Origin of the sequence: Halorubrum sp. Ib24, assembly GCF_002252745.1 — an archaeon.
In the GTDB taxonomy this organism is placed as follows: Archaea; Halobacteriota; Halobacteria; order Halobacteriales; family Haloferacaceae; genus Halorubrum.
On the sequence record NZ_NHOX01000020.1, the window covers coordinates 16,075 to 34,604 of the forward strand.

Genomic DNA, 18,530 nt, shown 5'->3' on the forward strand with positions numbered 1-18,530 from the left:
ACGCGAGCGGCTTTTTCTGACAACGCCTCAGCGAAGACGCGGCCGCGCGGCGCGGGCGGAACCGGTCCGACCCGGGCGTTCTTTGCGCTCCGCTTCGAACGTGAGACATGGATCCGACCGACATCGACGCGGTCCTCGTCGCGGGCGCCACCGGGGGAACGGGCCGAGAGGTGCTGCGGCGAGTCGGACGGCGAGTGGACACCGTTCGCGCGCTCACGCGGTCCGCGGGCGCCACCGCCGACCTCCGGGCGGCCGGCGCGGACGAGGTCGCGGTGGACGACCTCCTCGACCCGTCCGACCTGGCCGCGGCCGTCGAGGGGGTCGACGCCGTCATCAGCGCCGTCGGGAGCACCAGCTCGACCGTCCGGAGCGGCCCGCCGTTCGTCGACGGGGCCGGGAACCGAGCGCTGGTGGAGGCGGCGGTCGACGCCGGCGTCGACGCGCTCGTGATGGAGTCGGCGATCGTCGTCGGCCCCGAGCCGTCGAGCCCGCTCGCGTCCGCCTTCGACGCGTTCATCGGTCCGTTACAGGAGGCCAAGGGCGAGGCGGAGGCCGCGCTCCGCGACGCGCCGATCCGACACACGGTCCTCCGCCCCGGAATCCTAACGAACGGCCGGCGGACGGGGCTCGTCACGACGGCCGAGCCGGGGGCGAGGCTGTGGGGAACCGTCTCGCGTGCCGACGTGGCGTGGCTCATGGCCGCGGCGCCGACGACCGGGGGCGCGGCGGACCGGACGTTCGAGGTCGTCTCCACGCCCCGGTTCCCCGACCGCGGCGTCGACGTGAACTGGACGTTACCGCGGTGACTCCGGGCCTCGCTGCCGTCACGGCGCACCGGGGCGGCGGTAACGATTATAACCCGTCCGTGAGTAGTGACAACGCATGACACACGACGTGCCGACCGAAGAGACCCGGGGGCGTCGGTGGTGTGAGACCTGCCGTATCAGCGTCGAGCCGGTCGCGGGCGACCGCGGTCTCGAGTGTCCGAGCTGCGGCGAGTCGCTCTGAGGGCGCCGACCCGCCGCGGGCCGCTCGGAGAAGACACGCAGAGACGTCTCACGCCTCCTCGCTGGCGTCGAAGTAGCCGTTGAGCAGTTGCGGGACGACGACTCCGACCGTCAACAGCGCTCCGATCAGGACGGTGTCGCTCAGTTCCGTGAGGACGCGGCCGCCGTAGGCCAGCGCCAGTCCGGCGGCCATACACAGGAGGATGACGGCGTTCTCGCGGGAGAGCATGCGGTCGGCCTTCGGCGTCCGGGTAAAAATCCCCTGTGACCGCTACTTCCCCCAGAAGGGGTCCCGCTTCCGCTTCGTGTCGAGATACGCCGAGAGCGCCTCGCGCTCGTCGGCGGTGATCTCCTCTTTCAGCTCCTGTTCGAGGATCTTCGCGTGCTTCTCGGGGACCTCGGTCCAGAGGGTGTCGCCCTCCTCGATTCCGCGCCCGACCGTGGGCCCGTCGATAGCGATGCTGACGCGCTCGCCGGCGCGCGCCTCGTCGACGTCGTCGCCCTGCTTCTGGATCCCGGAGAGCTGCCCGACGCGATCGAACTCGTTGCCCTCGAACATCCCGACGTTGCGGTTGTTCTGGACCGTGCCGGAAATGACCTCGACGCCGACGACCGCGGGGTCGTTCTGGCGGAACGTGTGGTCGGGGAGAATGCGGAAACGCGCGGGCCGGACGACCTTGTCCAGCACCGTCTCCTGTTGGGCGCGCTGGCGCTCCTCGACGAACGTCTCGTAGTCCTCGATCAGCTGGTAGATGACGTCGTTCGTGAACAGCTTCACGTCGGCGTTCTCCAGCTCCGTCTCGGCGTTCGCCAGCAGGTCGACGTTGAAGCCGAGGATCGCCTTGTGCTCGTCCTGGTTCGCGGTCTCGGCCACGGCGATGTCGCGGGGCGCGATGTCGCCGACCTCGGCGCGCAGGATTGGCACCTCCGCCTCGCGGAGCGCGTTCGCCATCGCCTCCAGCGAGCCGAGCGTGTCGGCCTTGACGACGACGCCGTCCTCGGCGGTCTCTACCTCGATCTCCGCGAGCTCGGCTTTCACCTCCTCGACGACCTCCGCCTCCGGTCGGTCGCGGACGACCCGGACCGGCGCGCCGGCCATCGCCCGGTCGAGGTCCGGCGCCGCGATCTTCACCCCGGCCGCGGCGCCGACCTCGGCCACCTTCTCGAACTGCTTCTCGGTGCGGATCTCCTCTAAGGGCCGCGGCTGCAACAGCGCGCGGATCTCGGTGACGATCGGCTCGTCCTGCCCGCCCACGACGATCCGGTCGCCGTTGCGCACGACGCCGTCGTACACCACCGTGTCGATGGTGGCGCCGAAGCCGCGCTCGTCTTTCACTTCGAGGACCGTCCCCTCGCCGGCCCCAAAGACGTCGATCGCCATCTCCTCTTTCATGAAGCGCTGGGAGAGACCCATCAGCACCGTGAGGAGGTCGGGGACCCCCTCGCCCGTGATCGCCGAGAGGGGGACGACGCCGATGTTCTTCTGGAAGTCCTGCACGCGCCAGTAGAGGTCCGCGGAGAAGCCGGCGTCGGAGAGCTGGCCGATGATCTCGTAGAGGTTCTCGTTGAGCATCGACTCGGCGCGCTCCGACTGCGCCTCCAGGCTCTTCTGGATCGGCTGGCCGTCCTGCGGGTTCCACCCCGGCGTCGTGTCCACCTTGTTGGCGGCGACGACGAAGGGAGTGCCGGTGCGCCTGAGGATGTCGATCGCCTCCTCCGTCTGCGGCTGGAAGCCGTCGTTGACGTCGACGACGAGCACCGCGATGTCGGCGAGCGCGCCCCCGCGGGCGCGCAGCGTCGAGAAGGAATGGTGGCCCGGCGTGTCGATGAACAGGAGACCGGGGAGGTCGAAGTCGGTCGGGTCGATGAGCTCGCCCGCCATCCCGGAGATGGTGTCGAGCGGGATGTCCGTCGCCCCGATGTGTTGGGTGATCGCGCCGGCCTCGCCCTCGCTGACGGCGGAGCCGCGAATCGTGTCGAGCAGGCTCGTCTTGCCGTGGTCGACGTGACCCAACACGGCGACGATCGGCGTCCGAAGGGTGTCCGCGTTTGTGTGGTCGGTCATAGGTGATCGCCCCGAGAAGGTCGGTTACCCGGTATTCCGCCCGGGCGTCAGTTAAGCCTTTCAAAATGCGACCGGCCGTTTCGCCCCGATCCGGGCCCGTCCCGCGTCGGCGTCCGCCGCCCGGCGACCGCCGTCCAGTGTCAGGCGATCGATGTCCGCCGGTCAATGGCCGTCGCCCGATGTCCGCCGGTCAGCGTCCGTCGCCCGTCGGACGCCCCCGTGGCGTTTAAGACCGTTGCCACGGACGGTGAGGACATGGTAGACATCCTCGCGGAGAACCTCTCCGGGAAGGCGGTGATGAGCTCGGACGGGACCGAACTGGGCGACCTGTACAACATCACGATGGACCTGAAGTCCGGGGAGCTGAACGACCTGCTCGTCAGCCCGCACGAGCACCTCAGCCCCGAGCGCTCCGGGTTCGACGTCGACGAGATGGGCCGACTGAAAGTGCCGGTCGGGAACGTGAAGGCGGTGAAGGACTACATCGTCGTCGCCCGCTGATGGAGGTCCTCGACACCTCGGCGTTCATCCACGAGTACACCACCGACGACGACGTCGTCTCGGTGCCCGAAGTGCACGAGGAGCTCAATGGTGAAGGGGCGCTCCGCTTCGACGCGATGGAGGGGTCGGGGATGACGATCCACGTCCCGGCCCCGGAGGTCATCGACAACGTCCGGCGCGCCGCGCGCGGCTCGGGCGACGACGCGGAGCTGTCCGACACCGACACGCGGCTGATCGCGACCGCGCTCGAACTGAGCGCGACGCTGGTCACCGACGACTACGCGATGCAGAACGTCGCCGAGCGGCTCGACCTCGACGTCGAACCCATCGCCAGAGACGGGATCACGGAGGAGCGCGAGTGGCGCTTCCAGTGCGTCGGCTGCAACCGCACGTTCGACGAGAACAAGGAGCGGTGCCCGATCTGCGGGAGCGACCTGACCCGAAAGAACCCGGCGTGACCGGGCTCGGCCGACCGATAGAGGGTGCTATTCTCTCGCATTCGACCGACCGATTGAACAGGCGGCCCGCCGACCTCCCGACGTGAACGCATTCGAGACGATCTCGTCGGACGCGCTCCGGGCCGGCCGGGCCGACGCGCTCGACGACGCGGTCGCGAGCGCGCTGACCGCTCACCCGCTGGACGGAATCGAGACCGAGTACCCGCACTACCAGGGAGCGGTGGAGGGGCCGGACGCGCCGCCGCGCCCCTCGGAGAAGCACCCGGCCTTCTACGGCTGCTTCGACTGGCACTCGGCGGTCCACAGCCACTGGGCGCTCGTCCGGCTGCTGCGGGTCGCCTCGGACCACCCGGACGAAGGTGAGATCGCGACCGTCGTCGACGGGCGGCTGACGCCCGAACACGTCGCGGGCGAGGTGGAGTACCTCGACGCGAATCCGAGCTTCGAGGAGCCGTACGGCTGGTCGTGGCTGCTGCGGCTCGCCGCCGAGTTGCGCCTGTGGGACGACTCACGCGCCGACGCGTGGCGCGAGACCCTCCGCCCCCTCGAAGACCGGGTTCGCCGGGAGACCCTGGAGTCGTTCCTCGGCGTCGACCGCCCGCACCGCGTCGGCACCCACGGCAACACGGCGTTCGCGCTCGCCGGAGTCCTCGACTACGCGCGGGTCGTCGGCGACGCGGAGCTCGAACGCGAGGCCGAGACGACGGCGATCCGACTGTACGCGGACGATTCGGCCGGCGTCGTGGGCGCGGAGCCCGTCGGGTGGGACTTCGTCTCGCCCGCCTTGACCGAGGCGGACCTCATGCGCCGGGTCCTCGCCCCCGACCCGTTCGCGGCGTGGCTCGACGGGTTCCTCCCGGACCTCACGGGGGCGCCGCACGACGCGCTGCTGACGCCCGTCGACGTCGAACCGGACGAGGTCGACGGCGCCGCGATGCACCTGATCGGGCTCAACGTCTCCCGCGCGTGGTGTCTCGCGGGACTGGCCGACGCGCTTTCGGGGCGGGAGGGGCCGGCGGCGACCCGACTGCGGGAGCCGCTGGACGCGGCGGCGCGCCGGCACGCCGAGGCGGGGGCCGCGGACGTGCTCACCGACGACTACGCGGGCTCGCACTGGCTCTCCTCGTTCGCGGTGTACCTGCTGACGCGGAACGAGGGCGGGATCGCGCCGGGGACGGCTTAGCTGATTGAGGCGCTAAGCCCCCTTCCTCAGCGAGCGACCAACGGGAGCGAGCAGGGAGGGGATACAGCGCCGCACAGTTCTCAAACACCTTCGACGCTCGGCTCACAGGCCAACGCTTCATCAAAACTATCATACGTATAACGTGCATACCACGCATTACGGTGAAACGGAAGACAATCACCATCCGGGAGGACCAAGACGAGTGGATAGAGGACCAACACCTCAACCTCTCGTCGTTCGTTCGAGAGCAGTTGGACGAACTCATCGAGAAACGAGAGTAACGGATGTACTACGCCTACAAGTACCGTCTCAAGCCGTCCGACGCCCACCGTGAGGAGTTGGACCGCCACCGAGACATTTGTAGGCAACTCTACAACCACACGCTCTACCGCCTCAACGAGTACCAAGACGAACACGGCGAACTGCCGTCCATGACCACCCTGCGGTCGGAACTCCCCGACCTCAAGAAGTGGTGGGACGGCCTCTCGGACGTGTACTCGAAGGTTCTCCAAACCGTCGTAGAGCGTCTGTTCGACAATCTCAAAGGCCTCTCCGCACTCAAGGAGGATGGCTACGGCGTCGGTCAACTCAAATGGAAGCCGCCACGGGAGTTCCGCAGTTTCACGTACAGTCAATCTGGCTTCAAGCTCGACAAGAAGGGCGGTCAGACTGTGCTGTCCCTCTCGAAACTCGCGGACATACCGATTCGGCTCCACCGCGCCATCCCCGATGACGCGAAGCTCAAGCAAGTCACGGTCAAGAAGGAACCGACTGGGGAGTGGTTCGCCACGTTCGGCGTCCAAATGGACCGTGAACCGCCCGAACCGCCCGAGACTCCCGAGAAGTGCGTCGGGATCGACGTGGGAATTCTCAAGTACGCCCATGACACCGACGGTACGGCTGTCGGGTCACTCGACCTCTCAGACGAGCGCGACCGCTTGGAACGCGAGCAACGGAAGCTCTCGCGCAAACAGCATGGGTCGAACAACTACGAGAAGCAACGGCGACGAGTCGCGGAGTGTCACGCCGATCTCCGACGGAAGCGCCGTGACTTCCTACATAAGCTCTCGAACTACTACGCTCGGGAGTACGACTTTGTGGCGGTTGAAGACTTGAACGTGAAGGGGATGGTGGAGTCGCCGTCGAACAGCCGCAACACGGCATCTGCCGCGTGGCGAACGTTCCTCTCGTTGCTCGAATACAAGTGCAAGCGTGAGAGAACGCACTTCGTCGCGGTCAACCCGAGAGGGACGACCAAGGAGTGCGCGTCGTGCGGCGTCTCAACCGATAAGCCGTTGTGGGTCCGTGAACACTCCTGTCCCGCTTGCGGATTTGAGTCGGACAGGGACGCGAACGCGGCGTGGAACATCCTTTCTCGCGGTCTCGAAGACGTAGGAGTGGGACACTCCGAATCAACGCCTGTGGAGACTGCGCTCTCTGTGGATACGCCTGTATCTGCAAAGCGCGTCGTTGAAACAGGAAGCCCTACCCTAAAGGAGCGAACGGCGCAAGCCGTGAGCGAGTAGGGTAGGGTAGTTCACTTCGCGCCCTTCGACTCTTGGGGGTCGCCGTCGACCGGTCCGACCGACTCGCTCTCGGCGATTCCGAGGGCGTCGTCGGAGAGCTCGTTGCCGTCGAGCCGAGGGACGCGCCCCCGAAGCCGTCGGGCGACGGCCCGGGCCTCGGCGATCTCCACTTCGGCGACCGCCCGGACCAGCGCGACGGCGCGCTCGGCGCGGGCGCGCTGCCACGACTCCTCGCGGGACTGGTAGGTCCGGATAGCGCGGAGGAACTCGCGCTGCGAGAAATCCGGCCAGTACGGCGCACAGAAGTAGACGGCGGCCTCGTTGCCGTTCGCGTGCCACGGCAGGAAGTTCGAGGTGCGCTCGTCGCCGCCGGTTCTGACGATGAGGTCGACGTCGCGGACCGGGCGGTCGTACAGTCGGTCCTCGACGGTCTCGACGTCGACGTCGGCCGGGTCGAGGGCCCCGGCGTCGACGTCCGCGGCGATCGTCCGCGCGGCGTCGAGCAGTTCCGTTCGCCCGCCGTACGCCAACGCGATGTTCAACCTGAACCGGTCGTTGTCGGCGGTACGGCGCTCGGCGTAGTCGACCGCGTCGCGGACGCGCGGCGGGAGCTGGGCGACGTCGCCGATGGCGCGGACCCGAACCCCCTGTTCGTGGACGCGGTCGGCGTCGGCGAACTCCCGGAGCTTGCGCTCCAGCAGGTCGAACAGCGGCGCCAGCTCCTCGTCGGGGCGCTCGAAGTTCTCCGTGGAGAAGGCGTACAGCGTCAGTTCCGCGACGCCGAGGTCGGCGCACCAGTCGAGCACCCGCTCGGTGGTGTCGGCGCCGGCGCGGTGCCCGTCGGGGGCGTCGGCGCCGCGCTCGCGGGCGTACCGCCGGTTCCCGTCTTGGATGATCGCGACGTGAGCCGGCACGTCCTCGATCTCGCGGCGGAGGTGGCGCCGGTAGGCGCGCTCGCCGAGGCCGCGGAGACGGTCCAGCATACGTTCTGATAAATTCGACCGAGGGATATGTACTTTTACCTTCCGATCCCGGATATCGACGTCTATGGACGCCGCCTACGTGTTCGCCGTCGCGTTCCGGCTCGACCCGGACGGAGCGACGGTGGACCCCGATCGGTTCGAGGCGACGATGGAGATACCCGCGAGCGAGCCCGGCACGGACGGGTGGCTGTTCTTCCGCGACCGGCTCTGGCGCGGCGAGATCGGGGACGACCCCTCGTTCCGAGGCCTCGCGAGCGACCGCCTCGGCGTCGAGGTCACCGAGGCGTCCTTCCGGGAGCTCAGGACCGACGAGGCGTACCTCGAGGCGCTGAAACGCGAGGTCGCCGCGGATCTCTCCCGGTTCAACGCCGACTCGGTCGACGCCGCCCTCGGCAAGTACCTCGGCTCGTCGATCCACGTGCGGGGAGAGTGAGAGCCTGACGGCGGGCGACCGGCGTGGCGCGGCACCGTCACCCGCGGCCCCGCAACGCACTTATCGGTCCGGGTTCTACTGACGCGCCCATGGCCGTCGTCGACTACGACTTCCACCTGTTCGACCTCGACGGCACGCTCGTCGACGCGGAGTGGTCGTACACCCGCGCGGTGTTCGACCGGGTCGGCGACCGGCTCGGCCGGCGCTTCTCCGACCGCGAGGCGCACGTCCTCTGGCACGGGTTGGGCGGGCCGCGCGGCGACACCCTCCGCGAGCTCGGCGTCGACCCGGGCGACTTCTGGCCCGCGTTCCACGCGGTCGAGGACCCGACGGCCCGCGCGGAGGCGACGTACCTCCACGACGACGCCGCTCGACTGCTCGACCGCGTCGACGACGCGGGCGGACCGACCGGGCTCGTCACCCACTGCCAGCGGTTCCTCGCCGAGCCCGTCCTCGACAGGGTCGACTTGGACGGTCGGTTCGACGCGGTGGTCTGCTGTACCGACGAGACGGGGTGGAAGCCGGACCCCGCGCCGATCGAGCTGGCGATGCGCGAGCTCGGCGTCGACCCGCGAGGGGACCGCGGCTACTACGTCGGCGACGGCGAGAGCGACGTGGGCGCGGCGTGGAACGCCGGACTCGACGCGGTTCACGTCGAGCGGGTCGGCCACGCGGACCGCGGGCGGTGCGTGCTCGGCGACCGGCGCGTCGACCGGCTCGACGAGCTGGTCGAGCGGACGTGACCTCAAGAGCCGGCGATCCGTCGAACGCGTTCCGTACCGCACTTCGCACACGCCTCCACGACCTCGTCGGGATCGATGATTATCGCTTTGCGTTCGTATCGGTGGCGACAGATCAGTCGGTCGAGGTTCATCGTGTGTCACGGTGGCGGCATTCGCTCATAAGTAATTTCCGTGAACACACACTAATACACATAATATAGTGGCACATAATAAGTGAATCGCTGTTAGAGAATGTGAATGTCTTAATATAGCCGCGTATTTGAGTGTACGGTCAGTTTAATATGGCTACCAGCTGTATAACGCGCTGGAACCGTCCGCCCGCGACCGAAACGGTCGTGAGTCGCCGCACGCTAGCCGACCCATGACGAAGTGGTTCCACAGCGGTCGCCGTCGCGACCTCTGCGCGCTGCTGTACGACGCCGGCGAGCTGCGGGCGCAGTCGCTGAAGAACCGGTTGGAGAACCACTACGACGAACGCATCGATCCCGGCTCCTTCTACGCGACGCTCCGTTCGCTGGTGGAGTCGGGCTTCCTCGACCGCCGCACCGAGGGGATCGCCGACGTGTACGCTCTGACCGACGCGGGGGAGCGTGCGCTCCTCGACCACTACGAGTGGCTCTCCGAGCGCGTCGGCGTCCCGAGAGCGACAGAGCGGGCGAGACCGGAATCGGCCCAGGGGGAGAGACCGGAATCGGTCGCGGGGGCGGCCCCGGACGACGACGCCGACCTCAAGGATTAACAACATCGGCGGCGTGGGTTAATACATGACTGTCGTCAGCGTCTCGATGCCGGAGGAGTTGCTCGATCGGATCGACGGGTTCGCGGACGAACACGGCTACACGGGGCGCAGCGAGGTCGTTCGCGAGGCTTCGCGGAACCTCCTCGGCGAGTTCGAGGACGCCAAGCTGGAGGACAGGGAGCTGATGGCGGTGGTGACGGTTCTGTTCGACTACGAGACCACGAGCGTCGAAGAGCGGATGATGCGGCTCCGCCACGAGCACGAGGGGCTCGTCGCCTCCAACTTCCACAACCACGTCGGCTCTCGCTACTGCATGGAGCTGTTCGTGCTGGAGGGTCGCTTAGACGAGATATCCGCGTTCGTCGGGAAGATCCGGGCGACGAAGGACACGCTCACCGTCGACTACAGCGTGACGCCGGTGGACGAGTTCGGCGCCGACGCCGTCGCCGAGGCGACCCCCGACGACGTCGGTCGCGAGCGCGGCGAGGGATCGGGGCACGGCCACGGCGAGGGATCGGGGCACGGCCACGGCGACGAGTAGTCGGCGTCCGCGCGCGAGCGCGACTCACCCGTCGAGGACGACGCCGACGAGCGGGACCGCCACCCGGACGGCGTAGCCGGCGAGGTGCGCGAACACGTTGCTGCCGAACGGGACGATGACCAGCGACCCGATCACCCCGGCGGCGGCGACGCTCGCGCCGGTGACGTACAGCAGCTCCCGCTCGGGGGGCAGGTCGAGCCCGACCACCCGCGGGCGGCCGACGCCGACGTAGAGCCCGGCGGCGACGAGGGCCGCGCAGAGCGCGAACAGGGACCCGACGGCCGGTAGGGACGGGAAGTAGCCGACGCCGCTCGGGGCGAGGTACGCGAGCGCGAGCGACCCGAGCGCGGCGACGACCGCCCAGCGGGCGTCGACGCCGACCGCCGGGGCGGCGGACCCGTCGCCGTCGGCCTCGGTCGGTCCGTCGCTCTCGTCGCCGGTCGCCTCCGTCGCCAGCGCGGCGAACCAGACGACGACCACATAGCCGAGGAGCGCGCTGTTCAGGTCCGAGAAGCCGGCTGTCGGGGCGTTCGTCAGGCCGCCGAGCGCGACGATAGTCGCCCACGCGGACGCGAGCGGGACGACCGCCAGGTAGACCGCGGCGATCCCGAGCAGCCGCCCGCGCCACCCCGCGACGACCGAGAGGGGGTACGCGACTGCGACGAGCAGCCAGTAGTTGACGAGGTTGTCGAGGAGGTGCCCGGGGCTCGCGTGGACGAAGCTCGACGCGAACGCGGTCCAGAGCGCCCACCGGCTCTCGAAGACGCCGCCGGTCGCGAGCGAGAGCCGCCAGGCGTCGGTCCCCGGCGTGAGGCTCACGGCGACGAGCAGCGCCGGCAACGGGACGGCGAGGAGGAAGAGGTCCCGCGGGGGCTGCGTCCGGACCGCCGCGCGGACGCTGGCGAGGAGTTCGCGGAGAGTGGGCGGTTCGGGCGCGGAGTCGCCGTCGCTCGCCGGACCGCCGCCGTCCGAGCGCCCCGGGCCCCTCTCGGCGCTCATCGCTCAGGGCGTCGCGGGCCGCACCGTCTCCAGCGCCGCCGCGAAGTCGTCGCTCGTGATCCCGACCTCGTCGGCGTGGTCGTTCGCGGCCGCGCCGTGCTCGTCGGCGACGCGCTCGATGGCGACCAGCGCGGCCTCGCGGCACAGCGAGGCGATCTCGGCGCCCGAGTACCCCTCGGTCTCGTCGGCGAGGTGCTCCAGGTCGACCCCCTCCACGAGCGGCTTCTCGCGGATGTGGACGTCGAGGATCTTCCGGCGCGCCTCGCGGTCGGGCTCGGGCACCTCGATGTGGGTCTCCAGTCGCCCCGGCCTGAGCAGGGCCGGATCGAGCGCGTTCCGCCGGTTCGTCGCCGCGAGCACGACGAGGTTCGGGTTGTCGCTGGCGCGGTCGAGCTCCGTCAGGAGCTGGGAGACGACGCGCTCGCCGACGCCGGAGCCGTCCCCGCCGGCACCGTCGCGGTCGGCCGCGATGGCGTCGATCTCGTCGAAGAAGACGATCACGGGAGCCGCCTGCCGGGCGCGGTCGAACAGGTCGCGGACCGCCTTCTCGGACTCGCCGACGTACCGGTCGAGCAGCTCCGGGCCGGCGACCTGTATGAAGTTGACGCCGCTCTCGCCGGCGATCGCCCGTGCGAGCAGCGTCTTCCCGGTGCCCGGGGGGCCGTGCAGCAGGACGCCCGTCGGCGGGTCGGCGTCGGCGGCGTCGAACAGCGGGCCGTACGTCAGCGGCCACGTGACGGCGCGCTCTAACTTCTCTTTGGCCTCCGGCAACCCTCCGACGTCGGTAAAGTCGGTGGTCGGCTGCTCGGCGACGTACTCCCGCATCGCGCTCGGTTCGACGTTAGCGTGAGCGGCCTCGAAGTCGGCCTTCGAGACGGTCACGTCGTCGAGCGCCCGCTCGTCCGACTCGCGGGCGCGGCGCAGCGCCGTCATCGCCGCCTCCTGCGCGAGCCCCTCGATGTCGGCGCCGACGAAGCCGTGCGTCCGGCTCGCGATCTGGTCTAACTCAACGTCGTCGGCGAGGGGCATCCGGCGCGTGTGGACGTCGAGGATCTGTCGCCGGCCGGCCTCGCCGGGGACGCCGATCTCGATCTCGCGGTCGAACCGGCCGCCGCGTCGGAGCGCGGGATCGAGGGTGTCGACCCGGTTCGTCGCCCCGATGACGATCACGTCGCCGCGGGCGTCGAGCCCGTCCATCAGCGAGAGCAGCTGGCCGACGACGCGGTTCTCCACGTCGCCGCCGTCGTCGCGCTTGCCCGCGATCGAGTCGATCTCGTCGAAGAAAATGATCGCGGGAGCGGTCTCGCTCGCGCGCTCGAACACGTCCCGGAGACGCTCCTCCGACTCGCCCTTGTACTTCGACATGATCTCCGGACCGTCGACGGTGATGAACTCGGCGTCGACCTCGTTGGCCACGGCGCGGGCGATCAGCGTCTTCCCCGTGCCCGGCGGGCCGTGCAGCAGGACCCCCTTCGGCGGGTCGATGCCGAGCCGAGTGAACACCTCGGGCTCGGAGAGGGGGAGCTCGATCGTCTCGCGCACCAGCTCCAGCTCCTCGTCGAGCCCGCCGATGTCCTCGTAGGTCGCGCCCGCGGTGTGCTCGGCGGGCGGGCCGCTCTCGCCGCCGGCGGGGGGCGTCCGGGAGCCGCGTCCCCGCCCGAGCCGACCGACCCGCCGGTCTGTCGGCGGTCCGGGTCACTCCGGTCGCCCCGGTCGGCGTCGGTTCGGCCGCGAGCGCCGTCGCGGCCCTCGGAGCGCGCGGGACCGTCGCCCTCGCCGTCCCCGTACGTCACCGAGACGTCGGTCCGGTTCGTCACGCGCACCGTGCCGGCCGGGCTCGTCTCGGCGACGACGAACCGGAGCCCGCCGAGCCGCTCGACGTGGACCGCCTCGCCCTCGGTGACGGGGCGGTCGCGGAGGTCGCGGGAGAGCGCGCGCTCGACCACCTCGCGGCTCACGTCGACGTCGGCGAGCCGCTCGGGCGCGGCGAGGGCGACGCGGTCGGCGTCCTCGACGGTGACTGGCGCGACGGTGACGGCGTCGCCGACCTTCACGCCGGCGTTCGCGCGGGTGTCGGCGTCGATGAGGACTGAGCCGTCCGTCGCGTCGGGGCCGCCGGGCCACACCTTCGCGACCGCGACGCGGTCGCCGCGGATCTCGACGGTGTCGCCGCTGAGGAGGCCGAGCCGCTTCCGGGCGGGTTCGGGGAGCCTGGCTATCCCCCGGCCCGCGTCCCGCTTCTCGGCGGCACGCACCGTGAGCCGGAGGCCTGCGGTGTCGTTCATGGGTCCCGTACTCGCCGATCGCCCTTTACCCTTGTCCGGGCGGTGGCGACGAGCGCCGTCGCCGACCGGATCGCCCCGCCGTCGACCCGTCCGCCGACCGCAACCCCCTTACCTCGTCCGGGCCCGCCTTCGGGTATGCAACCGACAGGGCACCTGCGCGGCGACGCGGTCCGGGTCGCCGGCGACGCCCGCCAGCGGTTCTACGACTCCCGGGGGTACGGCCGGCCGCTCGACGGGAACGAGATCGCGCTCTCGCGCGTCGAGGCGGCCCACCTCCTCTTCCGCGGCGACCTCTCCGGCGTCGCCCTCGCCCCCGACGCCGACCCGGTCGGATTCGAGCGATTCTTCGTCGAGAGCGCGGCCGCCGCCGACCGGTTCGCGGTGCGCTACCTCGTCTACTCGGACCTCCGCGACCGCGGCTTCTACCTCTCGCCCGCCCGGGACCCCTGGCCCGGCGGGACCGCGGCCGTGCCCGACGCGGTCGACTTCGTCGCCTACGAGCGCGGCTCGACGCCCGACACGGGGAACGTGGAGTACCCGGTGCAGGTCGTCGGCGAGCGCGAGTCCCTGCCCGCCGCCGGGCTCGCCGGCCGCACCCTCGCGGTCGTCGACGAGGAGTCCGACATCACCTACTTCGCGGCGACCGCGGGCCGGATCGAGGGCGCGACCGACTACGAGCCCCCGGAGCGCCTCGACGGGGTCCTCCTCTCGGACCGCGTCGTCGTCTGGGACGCCCCCGATCCCCTCTACGAGCGCGGCTTCTACGGCCAGCCGCTCACCGGCCGCGCGGCGGCGGTCGAGGGGGCGCTCCAGCTCTCCCTGGTCGAGGCCGCGTCGCTCGCCGCCGACGGCGTCCTGTCGCTGTCGGCGTCGGTGGGGGCGGCGGGAGCGAGCTCCGGCGGCGGCACCGCGGACGGGACGGCGCCGGACGGCCCCGCGGCCGCGGTCGTCGCCCGCGGCCGCGACGTCGAGGGCGAGCGGTTCGACCGCCGGCTCGCCGTGTACAGGCGCCTCCGCGCGGCCGACGCCGTCCCGAAGACCGGCTTCAAGTTCGGCGCCGACTTCCGGACGTACCTCGACGTGGAGACGGTCGAGGACCTGCCGCACTCCGAGCACCTCGTGCGGGTCGTCGACGCCGACCACCGGTTCTCGCCCCGCGAGCTCTCGCTCGACGTGCGGCTCGCGGGCGGCGTCCGCAAGGAGATGGTGTTCGCGCTGACGGCGGCGGGCAACGAGGACCGGGTGGCGGCCGGCGACGCGAGCGAGGCCGCGGCCGCCGCCGAAGTGGAGTGGCTCTCGATCGTCCGTCTGACTCCCTGAGCGCCCCCCGGGAACCGGTGTCGCGTCGATCTCTGGCGTCCGTCCGGGTCCTCCTCGACCGGATCCACGCACCGAGCCGGGACCGCCGACCGGCCCGAAGGCCGACGCCGATCACCGGAGGATTAACACCGGGACGTCACGCTCGTCGACGATGTACTCGCCGATGGGGCCGAAGATCCGGTCGCCGAGGTCGCGCTCCGTTTCGCCCAAGACGATGAGGTCGTACCCCCGAGCCGCCTGACTCAGTTCGAAGGCCACGTCGGTTCCCGTCCGGACGGTCCGGTTGATCCGCATCTCCGGAACGCCGGCGTCGGCGAGCGCCGACGCCGTTTGCTTCAGGATCCGCTGGCCCTCCGATTCGCCATCCGGGTCGTCGGGGTCGGCGATGTGGACGAGATCGACCGACAGCAGTTCGTCCTCCGCGACGATGTCGAGCAGCGTGGCCTTCCGCTCCGCGTTCGGCAGACTGCGGGCCGCTATCAGCACTTTCCCGAGCGTGTTCGCCGCTCCGGGGAGGAGGATCGCGTCGACGGCGTCTCGCTCGACGATCTGTTGTCGCGCCGCCACTCTGTCGTGACCGAACACGAGGTCGTGGTCGGCGCGGACGCCCTCCCGCTCGAACCGCTCGGCTATCTCTTCGAGCTCCGACGTGAATTCGTCCCCGCGTTCGGCCCGCGCCTCCTCGGGCGATTCCCCGTCGTCGAGGTGGTAGAAGCCGACCACCTCGGCGTCCGGATATTTGAAGCCCTTGAGGAAGCCCGTCGTCGGGATGTCGGGGTCGGGGAATTCGACGAACACGAGAACGTTCGGGTGCTCCATATTTGGCCATACAGATTCGATCCGGTAATAATTTTGTGTGGAAAAACGAGAAGGTCGTTGTGTTTGTCCTTCAAAAGACTTCTTAACCGTATTAGATGAGCGTTCGGATCGCATGGCTGGATGGGGCCAGGTCGGCCGGGACGGCGCAGGCGACCGGCTCCGTCCGAGCGAACCGAGCGGAACCGTTTTCCGACGCCTGACTCTCTTGCCGCCCATGAGCGAGTACTCCGTGTTCCCCTCCGACTCGGACGCCTACGACATCTCCACCGTCGACCTCAGCGGCGACCGCTACGAGGTGAAGCAGTCGGCGATCCGGAACAAGTACACCGTTCGCGACGGGGCCGGAAACGTCGTCTTACGCGGGAAACAGAAGATGTTCAAGCTGAAAGAGGAGTTCCCGTTCGTCACCGGCGACGGCGACGACGCCTTCTCGGTGAAGGCGGGCGGCGTCATCGACATCGGCGGCAGCTACGCGATCGTCGACTCCGGCACCGGCGAGGAGGTCGTCGTCCTCGACGAGGACTACTCGCTGTTCGTCGAGAACTGGACGATCCGCGACCCCGAGACGGGGGAGGCGCTGGCGACCATCAAGTCGAAGAGCAAGCCGATGGCGGCGCTCCGGCATCTGATCTCGGTCGCGAACCTCGTCCCGAACAAGTACGAGATATTCGACGCCGACGGCGGCCACGTCGGCGACATCGAAGGGAAGTTCTCGCTGCGGGACGCCTACACGGTCACCATCGACGACGCGAGCGACGTGCCGAAGGAGGCGGTCGTCGCCGCCGCGTGCATCCTCGACGCCTTAGAGAACCAGTAGGCGCCCGGCGACCGGGGTCGCTCGGGCGGTCGTGCGAACCGCGTCGGAACCGTCGTCACCACGCCGTCCGGAGAGGAAAGAGCTATACTCGGATGCGCCGAGCGTCAGCCCATGCAGCTGCCCGAGTCGTTCGACCGGTCGCTGGCCCTCCGGCAGTCGACCGTGTACGTCGCGGCGTTCTGTGCGGTCTTCGCCGCCGTATCGTACGTCGCCGAGGGGAGTATTCCGCTCGGCGTGGCGACCGGGTTCGTGATGGCGGCCGTCACGATCGGCTACTACGCGTGGAACGGGGAGCTCGGCGTCCCCCCACAGCGAGGCTGAGTCCGCCCCGGCGCCCCTTCCGCGGCGACCGAGACGCGACGCGCCGCCTACTCCCCGCCCAGCTTCGACTCGCCGACCGCGTCGTGGCCCTCGATGACCTCGGTGCCGCCCATGTACGGGCGGAGCGCCTCGGGGACGGTGACGGTGCCGTCGTCGTTCTGGTAGTACTCCAGGATGGCGACGACGATCCGCGGGACCGCGAGCCCGGAGCCGTTCAACGTGTGGAGGTGCTCCGCCGACTCGTGGTGCTCCTCGCGGTAGCGGATCCCGGCGCGGCGCGCCTGGAAGTCCTCGAAGTTGGAGACCGAGGAGACCTCCAGCCAGCGGCCGCCCTCGGCGGGGCCCTCGTCCATGTCGTCGGCGGGCGCCCACACCTCGATGTCGTACTTCTTCGCCTGCGTGAACCCGAGGTCGCCGGTGCACATCTCCAAGATGCGGTAGGGGAGTTCGAGGCGGCGCAGCACCTCCTCGGCCTCGTCGACGAGGCCGTCGAAGCGCTCGTCGCTCTCCTCGGGCCGGACGAAGTTCACCATCTCCACCTTGTTGAACTGGTGGACGCGGACGATCCCGCGCGTCTCGGTGCCGTGCTCGCCCGCCTCCTGCCGGAAGTTCGGCGTGTACGCCTGGTACTTCAGCGGGAGGTCCTCACCGAGCAGGATCTCGTCGCGGTGGAGGTTCGTGACGGGCACCTCCGCCGTCGGGAGCAGCCAGAGGTCGTCGTCGTCGTACGCCTCCTCGTTCGACCCCTCGACCCGGTAGGCGTCCTCGGTGAACTTCGGGAGCTGTCCGGTGCCGCGCATCGACGCCGAATTGACGGGAATCGGCGGGAACACGTCCTCGTACCCCTGCTCGCGGTGGACGTCCAGCATGAACTGGATCAGCGCGTGCTCCAGCCGGGCGCCGTCGCCCTTCGCGACGTAGAAGCCGGCGCCGGCGACCTTCGCGCCGCGCTCGAAGTCGAGGATCTCCAGCTCCTCGCCGAGGTCGTAGTGAGGTTCCACGTCGTCGGGGAGCTCCCGGAGGTCGTCGAACCCCTCGCGGCGGCGCTCGACGTTCTCAGACTCGTCGGCGCCGACGGGGACGGAGTCCTGCGGGACCTGCGGGAGTTCGAGCAGTGACGCCTCCAGTTCCGTCTCCAGCTCTTCGGCGCGCTCCTCGACGTCCTGGAGTTCGGCCTTCAGCTCCTGGGAGCGCTCTATCGCCTCTTGGGCCGCCTCCTCCTCGCCGCGCTGTTTGAGCTCGCCGATCGTCGAGGAGACCTCGTTGCGCTCGTGGCGCAGGTCGTCCCCGCGCTGTTTCAGCTCCCGCCACTCCTCGTCGACGTCGAGTATCCGGTCGAGGTCCACGTCGACGCCCTTGTTGGCTAGCGCCTCGCGGACGACCTCTGGGTTTTCCCGGACGAACTGTCGAGACAGCATTTGTCGGGGATTCCGCGGGACGACCCAAAACCGTATCGGAGCGTCGGCATCGGTTGGCACGGATCGCGGGAGCGGTCTCGACGGAGGGTCCCCGAGGGCGGAGCTCGCGGGGGCGAACGGCGGCGGTCGGCGTCTCAGGGGATGAACGCGAAGTTCGCGACCACCATGAGGAGCGCGAGTCCGGCGACGACGACGCCCATGATCCGCATCAGCAAAATCCGCGTCTCGCTCGGCTCGATCCGCGTCGTCCCGTCGGGACCGTGGGCCTGCCAGCTCGTCATCCGGCGGGGAAACGCGGCCATCGCCAGCGCGCCGACGGCGACGAGGAGGGGGACGGCGACGAAGAACAGTCGGAAGGGTGCGGGGAACATG

21 protein-coding genes and 1 pseudogene are annotated in these 18,530 nt (G+C 69.7%); 13 read left to right on the forward strand and 9 right to left on the reverse strand.

What is annotated here, in order from left to right; translation table 11 throughout:
• Positions 1–107: 107 nt before the first annotated feature.
• Entirely contained in the window at positions 108–806 is a 699-nt protein-coding gene (locus DJ82_RS04420) for an NAD(P)H-binding protein (protein ID WP_094581156.1), read from the forward strand.
• A gap of 76 nt (positions 807–882) precedes the next feature.
• Positions 883–1,008 (forward strand): hypothetical protein, encoded by a 126-nt coding sequence (locus tag DJ82_RS15455; RefSeq protein ID WP_254921645.1) that lies wholly within the window; start codon positions 883–885, stop codon positions 1,006–1,008.
• A 48-nt stretch (positions 1,009–1,056) separates the two neighbouring features.
• Here DJ82_RS15455 and DJ82_RS04425 read toward each other — a convergent pair whose 3' ends face one another.
• Both DJ82_RS04425 and infB read right to left on the reverse strand, forming a co-directional pair.
• Positions 1,057–1,236, reverse strand: a complete 180-nt coding sequence (locus DJ82_RS04425) for a hypothetical protein (protein WP_094523636.1) — start codon at positions 1,234–1,236, stop codon at positions 1,057–1,059.
• Positions 1,237–1,278: 42 nt separating this feature from the next.
• Positions 1,279–3,072 carry a translation initiation factor IF-2 gene (gene infB, locus DJ82_RS04430; protein WP_094523634.1) on the reverse strand — a complete coding sequence of 598 codons (1,794 nt, stop codon included), beginning with the start codon at positions 3,070–3,072 and terminating at the stop codon, positions 1,279–1,281.
• Positions 3,073–3,327: 255 nt separating this feature from the next.
• On the opposite strand from infB, the gene DJ82_RS04435 reads away from it, so the two are divergent.
• The 4 genes from DJ82_RS04435 (at position 3,328) to DJ82_RS04450 (ending at position 6,740) form a co-directional block, all read left to right on the forward strand.
• Positions 3,328–3,573: a PRC-barrel domain-containing protein gene (locus tag DJ82_RS04435; RefSeq protein WP_094523632.1), complete on the forward strand. Its 246-nt coding sequence runs from the start codon at positions 3,328–3,330 to the stop codon at positions 3,571–3,573.
• Positions 3,573–4,031 (forward strand): NOB1 family endonuclease, encoded by a 459-nt coding sequence (locus DJ82_RS04440; protein ID WP_094523630.1) that lies wholly within the window; start codon positions 3,573–3,575, stop codon positions 4,029–4,031. The genes DJ82_RS04435 and DJ82_RS04440 overlap by 1 nt, the downstream gene beginning before the upstream one ends.
• An 82-nt stretch (positions 4,032–4,113) precedes the next feature.
• The gene (locus tag DJ82_RS04445; protein WP_094581157.1) at positions 4,114–5,214 is read left to right on the forward strand and encodes a DUF2891 domain-containing protein; all 1,101 of its coding nucleotides are present in this window, start codon (positions 4,114–4,116) and stop codon (positions 5,212–5,214) included.
• A gap of 284 nt (positions 5,215–5,498) precedes the next feature.
• A complete protein-coding gene (locus DJ82_RS04450; protein WP_094558110.1) occupies positions 5,499–6,740 on the forward strand; it encodes an RNA-guided endonuclease TnpB family protein in 1,242 nt (413 codons plus the stop codon).
• 11 nt (positions 6,741–6,751) lie between these two features.
• Here DJ82_RS04450 and uppS read toward each other — a convergent pair whose 3' ends face one another.
• Positions 6,752–7,723 (reverse strand): polyprenyl diphosphate synthase, encoded by a 972-nt coding sequence (gene uppS / locus DJ82_RS04455; protein ID WP_094581158.1) that lies wholly within the window; start codon positions 7,721–7,723, stop codon positions 6,752–6,754.
• Between the two features lie 64 nt (positions 7,724–7,787).
• Between uppS and lwrS the strand changes: the two genes are divergently transcribed.
• Together lwrS and DJ82_RS04465 are read left to right on the forward strand one after the other, a co-directional pair.
• A complete protein-coding gene (gene lwrS / locus DJ82_RS04460) occupies positions 7,788–8,156 on the forward strand; it encodes an LWR-salt protein (RefSeq protein ID WP_094523624.1) in 369 nt (122 codons plus the stop codon).
• Positions 8,157–8,245: 89 nt separating this feature from the next.
• Entirely contained in the window at positions 8,246–8,899 is a 654-nt protein-coding gene (locus DJ82_RS04465) for an HAD family hydrolase (protein ID WP_094581159.1), read from the forward strand.
• A 2-nt stretch (positions 8,900–8,901) separates the two neighbouring features.
• Here DJ82_RS04465 and DJ82_RS15460 read toward each other — a convergent pair whose 3' ends face one another.
• Positions 8,902–9,030: a hypothetical protein gene (locus DJ82_RS15460; protein ID WP_254921890.1), complete on the reverse strand. Its 129-nt coding sequence runs from the start codon at positions 9,028–9,030 to the stop codon at positions 8,902–8,904.
• A 230-nt stretch (positions 9,031–9,260) separates the two neighbouring features.
• On the opposite strand from DJ82_RS15460, the gene DJ82_RS04470 reads away from it, so the two are divergent.
• Both DJ82_RS04470 and DJ82_RS04475 read left to right on the forward strand, forming a co-directional pair.
• A complete protein-coding gene (locus DJ82_RS04470) occupies positions 9,261–9,638 on the forward strand; it encodes a PadR family transcriptional regulator (RefSeq protein WP_241881414.1) in 378 nt (125 codons plus the stop codon).
• A 25-nt stretch (positions 9,639–9,663) separates the two neighbouring features.
• Positions 9,664–10,179 (forward strand): CopG family ribbon-helix-helix protein, encoded by a 516-nt coding sequence (locus DJ82_RS04475; protein ID WP_241881415.1) that lies wholly within the window; start codon positions 9,664–9,666, stop codon positions 10,177–10,179.
• Between the two features lie 24 nt (positions 10,180–10,203).
• Here the strand turns inward: DJ82_RS04475 and DJ82_RS04480 are convergent, their stop codons facing one another.
• Positions 10,204–11,178, reverse strand: a complete 975-nt coding sequence (locus DJ82_RS04480; RefSeq protein WP_094581160.1) for a rhomboid family intramembrane serine protease — start codon at positions 11,176–11,178, stop codon at positions 10,204–10,206.
• 3 nt (positions 11,179–11,181) lie between these two features.
• Positions 11,182–13,463: pseudogene (locus tag DJ82_RS04485) on the reverse strand (AAA family ATPase).
• Between the two features lie 135 nt (positions 13,464–13,598).
• Here DJ82_RS04485 and endA point away from each other — a divergent pair.
• Positions 13,599–14,783 (forward strand): tRNA-intron lyase, encoded by a 1,185-nt coding sequence (gene endA / locus DJ82_RS04490; protein WP_094523616.1) that lies wholly within the window; start codon positions 13,599–13,601, stop codon positions 14,781–14,783.
• 111 nt (positions 14,784–14,894) lie between these two features.
• Here the strand turns inward: endA and DJ82_RS04495 are convergent, their stop codons facing one another.
• Positions 14,895–15,602 carry a universal stress protein gene (locus DJ82_RS04495; RefSeq protein ID WP_158217277.1) on the reverse strand — a complete coding sequence of 236 codons (708 nt, stop codon included), beginning with the start codon at positions 15,600–15,602 and terminating at the stop codon, positions 14,895–14,897.
• Positions 15,603–15,816: 214 nt separating this feature from the next.
• Between DJ82_RS04495 and DJ82_RS04500 the strand changes: the two genes are divergently transcribed.
• The gene (locus tag DJ82_RS04500; protein ID WP_094581162.1) at positions 15,817–16,419 is read left to right on the forward strand and encodes an LURP-one-related/scramblase family protein; all 603 of its coding nucleotides are present in this window, start codon (positions 15,817–15,819) and stop codon (positions 16,417–16,419) included.
• Positions 16,420–16,530: 111 nt separating this feature from the next.
• Positions 16,531–16,740: a hypothetical protein gene (locus tag DJ82_RS04505; protein ID WP_094523610.1), complete on the forward strand. Its 210-nt coding sequence runs from the start codon at positions 16,531–16,533 to the stop codon at positions 16,738–16,740.
• A 47-nt stretch (positions 16,741–16,787) separates the two neighbouring features.
• On the opposite strand, the gene serS is transcribed toward DJ82_RS04505, so the two are convergent.
• On the reverse strand, positions 16,788–18,158 hold the full coding sequence (serS, locus tag DJ82_RS04510; protein WP_094523608.1) for a serine--tRNA ligase: 1,371 nt from the start codon (positions 18,156–18,158) through the stop codon (positions 16,788–16,790).
• Positions 18,159–18,292: 134 nt separating this feature from the next.
• Positions 18,293–18,529 carry a hypothetical protein gene (locus DJ82_RS04515; protein ID WP_094527164.1) on the reverse strand — a complete coding sequence of 79 codons (237 nt, stop codon included), beginning with the start codon at positions 18,527–18,529 and terminating at the stop codon, positions 18,293–18,295.
• Between the last annotated feature and the right edge of the window lies 1 nt (position 18,530).

Coding starts and splice junctions, on each gene's coding strand:
- DJ82_RS04505 (WP_094523610.1), top strand. CDS start 16,531: ATGCAGCTGCCCGAGTCGTTCGACCGGTCGCTGGCCCTCCGGCAGTCG.
- DJ82_RS04500 (WP_094581162.1), top strand. CDS start 15,817: ATGAGCGAGTACTCCGTGTTCCCCTCCGACTCGGACGCCTACGACATC.
- DJ82_RS04495 (WP_158217277.1), bottom strand. CDS start 15,602: ATGGAGCACCCGAACGTTCTCGTGTTCGTCGAATTCCCCGACCCCGAC.
- DJ82_RS04475 (WP_241881415.1), top strand. CDS start 9,664: ATGACTGTCGTCAGCGTCTCGATGCCGGAGGAGTTGCTCGATCGGATC.
- lwrS (WP_094523624.1), top strand. CDS start 7,788: ATGGACGCCGCCTACGTGTTCGCCGTCGCGTTCCGGCTCGACCCGGAC.
- endA (WP_094523616.1), top strand. CDS start 13,599: ATGCAACCGACAGGGCACCTGCGCGGCGACGCGGTCCGGGTCGCCGGC.
- DJ82_RS04480 (WP_094581160.1), bottom strand. CDS start 11,178: ATGAGCGCCGAGAGGGGCCCGGGGCGCTCGGACGGCGGCGGTCCGGCG.
- infB (WP_094523634.1), bottom strand. CDS start 3,072: ATGACCGACCACACAAACGCGGACACCCTTCGGACGCCGATCGTCGCC.
- DJ82_RS15455 (WP_254921645.1), top strand. CDS start 883: ATGACACACGACGTGCCGACCGAAGAGACCCGGGGGCGTCGGTGGTGT.
- DJ82_RS04465 (WP_094581159.1), top strand. CDS start 8,246: ATGGCCGTCGTCGACTACGACTTCCACCTGTTCGACCTCGACGGCACG.
- DJ82_RS04425 (WP_094523636.1), bottom strand. CDS start 1,236: ATGCTCTCCCGCGAGAACGCCGTCATCCTCCTGTGTATGGCCGCCGGA.
- uppS (WP_094581158.1), bottom strand. CDS start 7,723: ATGCTGGACCGTCTCCGCGGCCTCGGCGAGCGCGCCTACCGGCGCCAC.
- DJ82_RS04450 (WP_094558110.1), top strand. CDS start 5,499: ATGTACTACGCCTACAAGTACCGTCTCAAGCCGTCCGACGCCCACCGT.
- DJ82_RS04470 (WP_241881414.1), top strand. CDS start 9,261: ATGACGAAGTGGTTCCACAGCGGTCGCCGTCGCGACCTCTGCGCGCTG.
- serS (WP_094523608.1), bottom strand. CDS start 18,158: ATGCTGTCTCGACAGTTCGTCCGGGAAAACCCAGAGGTCGTCCGCGAG.
- DJ82_RS15460 (WP_254921890.1), bottom strand. CDS start 9,030: ATGAACCTCGACCGACTGATCTGTCGCCACCGATACGAACGCAAAGCG.
- DJ82_RS04440 (WP_094523630.1), top strand. CDS start 3,573: ATGGAGGTCCTCGACACCTCGGCGTTCATCCACGAGTACACCACCGAC.
- DJ82_RS04515 (WP_094527164.1), bottom strand. CDS start 18,529: ATGTTCCCCGCACCCTTCCGACTGTTCTTCGTCGCCGTCCCCCTCCTC.
- DJ82_RS04420 (WP_094581156.1), top strand. CDS start 108: ATGGATCCGACCGACATCGACGCGGTCCTCGTCGCGGGCGCCACCGGG.
- DJ82_RS04435 (WP_094523632.1), top strand. CDS start 3,328: ATGGTAGACATCCTCGCGGAGAACCTCTCCGGGAAGGCGGTGATGAGC.